Below are 5,863 nucleotides of genomic sequence, written 5' to 3'. Positions count from 1 at the left end.
CGAATCTACCAGGCGACGGACCGTCTGAGCGTCAGGAGGCAAGTTATGCGCGACCTAGCGAAAACGCTAGCGGTGGACATAGCCATTGGCGTCGTTGCCGGCCTTGTCGCCACCAAGGTGACCGACTGGGCGCAGACGGCGCTCTACAGCGTGACGCCAGCACCGGTCAGAGAAAAAGAGGAACGTGTTCGACCCGGCCCCCCGGCGGAAATCGCGGCCCTGGACATGGCGAACCGGCTGGGCGTTCGACTGGATGAGAAGGCGCGGGCCCGCGCCGGCCATGCGGTTCACTATGCCATGGGCGCGCTTTGGGGACCCATCTACGGGCAACTTCGGCGCAACACCCGCATAGGCGCTTCCGGCGCCGCGTTCGTCAGCGGCGCGACCATGTCGCTGATAATCGACGAAGGCCTGACGCCTGCGTTGGGCTACAGCGCGCCCAACCGTGACTACCCTGTGCTCACCCATGTTCGAGGGTTCGCGGGGCACCTTGTGGTCGGCGCCGTCAAAGCGGCCGTGGCGGAGGCGCTCTACAGCCTTTCGGATCTGAGGGATCGCCGGCCGGCCCAGCGCTCATGGATCGACCGAGACAGATTCAACCCAGCGCGGAGGCTGCGCCGATGACCAGGAACTACGATCTTGTCGTGATCGGATCAGGAACCGCCGCGATGGTGGGTGCGATGCGCGTTCGGGCCGCTGGCCGCAGCGTCGCTGTCATCGACTTTCGCCCCTACGGCGGCACATGCGCGCTCCGGGGCTGTGATCCAAAGAAGATGTTGATCAGCGGAGCGAGCGCCGTCGATCACGCGCGACGGATGCGCGGCAAGGGCGTCGCCGGAGATACCCATATCGCCTGGGCCGACCTGATCGCATTCAAGCGGAGTTTCACCGATCCCGTCCCTGAAAAGCACGAGGAACGGTATCTCGAAAAAGGCATCGACGCCTTTCATGGACGGGCGCGTCTCACCGGCCCCAACAGCCTTGACGTGGGCGGGGAGACACTGACGTTTCGGAATCTGCTCATCGCAACCGGGGCTGAACCCATGAAGCTCGGCATCCCTGGCGAGGCGCATCTGGTCACCAACGAGGACTTCCTCGAACTGGATGTCATGCCGAAGCGCATTGTTCTGGTCGGCGGCGGTTACATCGCCGCGGAGTTCTCCCACATCGCCGCGCGGGCTGGAGCCGAAGTGGTCATTCTCCAGCGCAGCGAGCGGCTGCTTCCCCGGTTCGACCCCGATGTTGTGGGCTGGCTCATGGAAAGCTTCCGCCAACTCGGCGTGGATGTGCGCCTCGAAACGACGGTCGAGAGCATCGAGCAGACGCGCGACGGTTTCCGGGTCCACGCCCGCGCCAATGACCAGCCCCTCGCTTTCGACGCCGACCTGGTGATCCACGCCGCCGGACGGACCCCCGCGATCGGCGATCTCGATCTCGACGCGGCCGGGATAGAGCAGGAGATGGGTCGTCTGAGGCTTAACGAATTTCTCCAGAGCGTCTCCAATCCGGCCGTCTATGCCGCGGGTGACGCGGCCCAGCTCGGACCGCCGCTCACGCCCGTGTCGAGCCACGACGCCAAGGTCGTCGCCGCCAACATCCTGAACGGAAATACGGAGCGGCCGAACTATCGCGGCGTGCCCAGCGTGGCCTTCACCATCCCGCCCATCGCGGCGGTCGGACTGACGGAGCGGGAGGCCAGGGAGCAAGGTCTTCTGTACCGCGTCAAAAGCCAGAAGGCGTCCGACTGGTTCACCGCGCGCGCTGCCGCCGAACCCACCTACGGCTTCAAGGTATTGGTCGAAGAGGGCGCCGAGCGCGTGCTGGGGGCTCACCTCGTGGGGCCGAACGTGGACGAGGTCATCAACATATTCGCGCTGGCGATCAGGCTTGGGCTGACCGCCAATGACCTGAAGACGACCATGTTCGCCTACCCGACCGGGGCATCAGACGTCGGCTATATGCTGTGAAGCGGTCCCGGCTTGCTCAATCTCACCCGGCCCGGGGTCATCGGGCGCCGCCTCTGGCCTCGATGGCCCGTGCGCCGCGCAATGTGAACGGTGCGCATCCCTCGTCGCCACGGACGGGCCGCAGACGCCGACCTCTGATCGTCGGCGACGAGACAGAGCGCGCGCGTTCGAAACCTGCCGTGGCCGGGATTCCAGGATGGATGCGGACCCGATGCATGGGACGCGCAAGAGTCCCAGGGCGCCCGCGACAGGTTATCGGGACTTAAGCTTTACCTTCGATCATGGGAAAGTGAGGCGGTCGTCCTGAGCCGCCCTCTGGGCGCTTAGCTTAATGGCGCAAAGCGGCGGACATTTAATCCGCAGATCGTGGTTCAAATCCGCGAGCGCCCTCCAGCCTTGATGCGACCGGGTCGCCGGAAAGGGCGGTCCACGGTCCGCCTGCGGCTCAAGGGCGGATCAGCGCGCCGCATGCGAGGACCAGTGAATGTGCGCGATCCGCCACCCGTCGGCCTCGCGACGGAGAACCATCGTCTCGGCCGACAGACTGTCGATGGGGCGACCGTTGAACTGGCCCGTCGTCCGGCCTTCGCTCGCGACCCAGGCGCTGTCAGCGCTGGCGCGCGCCGAGCGCCGTGACCTCGTGTTGGGCACGGCCGCCGAGAAGGCGGCGTCGGCGGCTAGGTGGTGCTGGGCGTATTCGGCTTTCGATCGCTCGGCCCCGCCGCCTTCAAAGATCAACACGTCATCGGCCAGGAGGGCCAGCGCAGCGTCGGTGTCGCCATGTTCGAGCGCGGCGTGAAAGGCGTCGACGACGCTCGCGGCCGCCACCGCTTCCGCCTGGACATCGTCGATGGAAGCGGCCGCGGCCGGGACCGGATCATGAGCGAACGCCGGCCCGCTGGAGATGATCGACATGGAGACGGCGAGGGCGAGAAGCGTTCTGGCGGCGGACATGGTCGGAATCCTGGTTTGCGGCGGTTGGGTCTCCCACTCTGCGACGGCTTCGCCTCCTGAGGCAACCGGTCGCAGCGTCCCGCCGGAGTCAGGGAGCCGATCGCCGGGCCGCCCGGGCAACCGGCCCTCGCAGGGATCAGCCCGGGCGGCGACGGGAACCAGCAGGATCCCGGCGCAGATCAGAAGACCATTCATCGACGCAGGGTGACGCGCCGTCGGTCGGGGGACAGGCGGGCCGGAGGAGAAAGGAAGGCCGGACGGCGGGCGCTCCGTGGTGGAGCGGAGGAAACCGCCATGTCATCGACCCCGAACCGGGCGCCGACCCCCGAACCGCGCCGGCGCGCCGCCCTGTCGCCGACCCTTGTCGATGCGGCGATGGACGATCAGACCCTTCTGGCCCTGCTGCTGAGGCGGACGGATCCGGACGCGGATCCGGAGCGGCTCGCCGGCGTCCTGCTCGATCGGTTCGGAAGCCTGGGCGCCGTGGCCGGCGCGACGCCCGGCGAACTGGCGCGCGCGTCAAGCGCCGGGCCTGCGGTTCCGACGGACCTCAAGCTGCTGCGCGAGTTCGCGATCCGCCTGGCGCGCGAGGACGCCTGCCGCCGCCCTGTGATCACCTCCTGGACGGCGCTTCTGGCCTATGTCCGGACGGCGCTCGCCCACGAACCGCGCGAACAATTTCGCGCGCTCTACCTCGACCGCCGCAACATCCTGCTTCGCGACGAATTTGCCGCGGAGGGCACGGTGGATCACGCCCCCGTCTACCCGCGCGAAGTGATCCGGCGCGCCCTTGAGCTCTCCGCCTCGGCGGTGATCCTGGTGCACAATCATCCGTCCGGCGATCCGACGCCGTCGCGGGCCGACATCGAGATGACGCGCCAGATCGTCGAGGCCGCCCGGGTCTTCGGCCTTCAGATCCATGACCACCTCGTCGTCGGCCGCGAAGGCACGGCCAGCTTCAAGGCCCTGGGCCTGATCTGAGGCGGCCATGACCCTGAAACACATCGTCGCCGCCCTTGGCGGCGAACTGTACTGCGGCGGTCGGCGCGCTAACGTCCCTGCGCCCGGCCACAGCACCGGCGACCGGTCGGTGTCCCTTCTGCTCGACGGAGACCGGTTGATCATCCACGGCTTCGGAGCGGCCGGCTGGCGCGCCGTTCGGGAGGATCTTCTCGGCCGGGGGCTGATCGACGCGGCGTGCCGTCCGACCGCAAGCCCCGCGTCATCGGCGCAGGCTCCGGCGTCGCACCTGGCGGCCCGGCCGGATCGGCGCGCTCGCCTCGCTGCGGCACAGCGGATCTGGGCCGGGGCCGCGGATTTGACCGAGGGATGCGTCTCGCACCGGCACCTCGTCGGGCGCGCCGTCCGCACGCTGCCGGGCGACCTTTGCGATCTTCGCCATCATCCGGCGGCGCCGGTGTCCGTGTTCCGGCCCGAAGGCGCGACCCGACCGGCCCTCGTCGCCCGGATCAGCGATGGGGCCGGCGTCCTGACGGCCGTCGAACTGGTGTATCTCGAACCGAACGGCCGCATGGCCAAGGGCCTGCGCCTCCCGCGCAAGACCGTCGGGATCCTTCCTCCCGGATCGGCGGTGCGGCTTGCGCCGGTCGCGCAGACCCTCGTGGTCGGCGAGGGCGTGATGACCGTCCTGTCCGCGGCGGCGCATTTCCGCCTCCCGGGCTGGGCCTTGTTGTCGGCTCACAACCTCTCCGCCTGGATCGCGCCGCTGGAAGCCCGCCGGGTCCTTGTCGCCGCCGACCGGGGCCCGGCGGGGGAGGCGGCGGGCGCGGCGCTTCGCCGGCGGCTGAGGGCGACCGGCGTGTCGGTTCGCCTGGTTCTGCCGGAGCCTCCGTTCGAGGACTGGAACGAGGCGGCGACCGCCGCCAGGAGGAGGGAGGAAGGGCGCTGAAGGGCGCCGGCGCGGCGGGGAATAGGCCTCGTCGGCCGGCAGGAGACCTGCCATGACCAGACGCGCCCATTCCGTCCCCGTCGTCGAGACGACGAGCGTCGCCGCCGCCGCGGCGTCCTCGCGACGTCAGCGCATCGTTCGTCTGAAAGACCTCGACATCGCGCCGGAAAACCTGCGCTTCGGCGAGCCGCCGGACGATGACATTCCCGAGTTGGCGGCCACCATCAAGGCCGCCGGCCTGTTGCTGTTTCCGACGGTGAGGCCCGGCCGCCGCAAGGAGGCGGCGTTCATGATGCTGGACGGCCGCCGCAGGCTGCTCGCCCTGCGCCTGCTGCGCGACGCCGGGGACATCGACGACGACCATCCCGTCGAGGTGTTCGAGGAGACGGATCGGGCGCGCCAGGCCGCGGCGGTGGTCCTGACCAACACCGCGGCGCCGGTGCATGTCGCCGACGTCATCGCCGCCATCGGCCGCATGCTGAAGGCCAGACTCACCGTGACGGCGATCGCCCAGGCACTCGGCTACGCCGAGGTAGAGATCAAGCGTCTCGCCGCCCTGTCCGCCCTGCCGCCGGTCGCGCTCGAGGCGCTCAAAGCCGGCCGGATCACCCTGCGCCAGGCCCGGCTGCTGGCCCGGCTCAAGGATGAGGACGAGCAGGCCGAGCTGGCCCGTCACGCGCTGGACGGCCACGGCTTCCAGGACTGGCGCATCACCGAACGGCTTGACGAAAGCCGGGTCACGACCCGCGACCCGCGCTGCGCCCTGGTCGGCCCGGACCTCTATGCCGCGGCCGGCGGCCGGACGGAAACCGACCTGTTCGGGGAGCTCCCGCCGGTGCTGCTCGATCCCGATCTGTTGACCGAGGCCTGGATGAGACGTGCGCGGGAGATCGCCGCAGTGCTGGAGGGCGAGGGCCTGGAAGTCCATGTGACGGCCGGTCCGTCGCCTGAGCTGCCCGACGATCTCGAACAACTGGGCTACGTCCATGGCGGGGCCCTGTCAGCCGACGAGATGATGGCTTGGCGCGAGGCG

The 5,863-nt window shown here is 69.2% G+C and carries 6 protein-coding genes and 1 tRNA gene; 6 read left to right on the top strand and 1 reads right to left on the bottom strand.

Annotated elements, in window-relative coordinates:
- The 3 genes from Q0C81_RS11760 to Q0C81_RS11750 all read left to right on the top strand — a co-directional run.
- On the top strand, window positions 1-624 hold a 624-nt coding region (locus tag Q0C81_RS11760), incomplete at its 5' end, for a hypothetical protein (RefSeq protein ID WP_291837909.1).
- Complete coding sequence (locus tag Q0C81_RS11755) at window positions 621-1,967, top strand: NAD(P)/FAD-dependent oxidoreductase (RefSeq protein ID WP_291837905.1); 1,347 nt, start codon at window positions 621-623, stop codon at window positions 1,965-1,967. The genes Q0C81_RS11760 and Q0C81_RS11755, both read left to right, overlap by 4 nt.
- Before the next feature lie 317 nt (window positions 1,968-2,284).
- A tRNA-Lys gene (locus tag Q0C81_RS11750) sits at window positions 2,285-2,360 on the top strand.
- 63 nt (window positions 2,361-2,423) lie between these two features.
- On the opposite strand, the gene Q0C81_RS11745 is transcribed toward Q0C81_RS11750, so the two are convergent.
- Complete coding sequence (locus Q0C81_RS11745) at window positions 2,424-3,116, bottom strand: nuclear transport factor 2 family protein (protein WP_291837902.1); 693 nt, start codon at window positions 3,114-3,116, stop codon at window positions 2,424-2,426.
- A gap of 99 nt (window positions 3,117-3,215) precedes the next feature.
- Between Q0C81_RS11745 and radC the strand changes: the two genes are divergently transcribed.
- The 3 genes from radC to Q0C81_RS11730 form a co-directional block, all read left to right on the top strand.
- A complete protein-coding gene (gene radC, locus Q0C81_RS11740; RefSeq protein WP_291837899.1) occupies window positions 3,216-3,902 on the top strand; it encodes a DNA repair protein RadC in 687 nt (228 codons plus the stop codon).
- Window positions 3,903-3,909: 7 nt separating this feature from the next.
- On the top strand, window positions 3,910-4,830 hold the full coding sequence (locus tag Q0C81_RS11735; protein WP_291837896.1) for a toprim domain-containing protein: 921 nt from the start codon (window positions 3,910-3,912) through the stop codon (window positions 4,828-4,830).
- 52 nt (window positions 4,831-4,882) lie between these two features.
- Window positions 4,883-5,863, top strand: a 981-nt coding sequence (locus tag Q0C81_RS11730) for a ParB N-terminal domain-containing protein (RefSeq protein ID WP_291837893.1), incomplete at its 3' end; no start/stop codon positions are given.

Source organism: Brevundimonas sp. (genome assembly GCF_023259385.1).
GTDB lineage: Bacteria > Pseudomonadota > Alphaproteobacteria > Caulobacterales > Caulobacteraceae > Brevundimonas.
Note: the sequence above shows the minus strand (reverse complement) of the source record. Positions and strands in the feature narration are given on the sequence as shown.

Bases quoted from the DNA above. Each gene is read 5' to 3' on its own strand.
- Q0C81_RS11745 (WP_291837902.1), bottom strand. From the start codon at position 3,116: ATGAATGGTCTTCTGATCTGCGCCGGGATCCTGCTGGTTCCCGTCGCC.
- Q0C81_RS11755 (WP_291837905.1), top strand. From the start codon at position 621: ATGACCAGGAACTACGATCTTGTCGTGATCGGATCAGGAACCGCCGCG.
- radC (WP_291837899.1), top strand. From the start codon at position 3,216: ATGTCATCGACCCCGAACCGGGCGCCGACCCCCGAACCGCGCCGGCGC.
- Q0C81_RS11735 (WP_291837896.1), top strand. From the start codon at position 3,910: ATGACCCTGAAACACATCGTCGCCGCCCTTGGCGGCGAACTGTACTGC.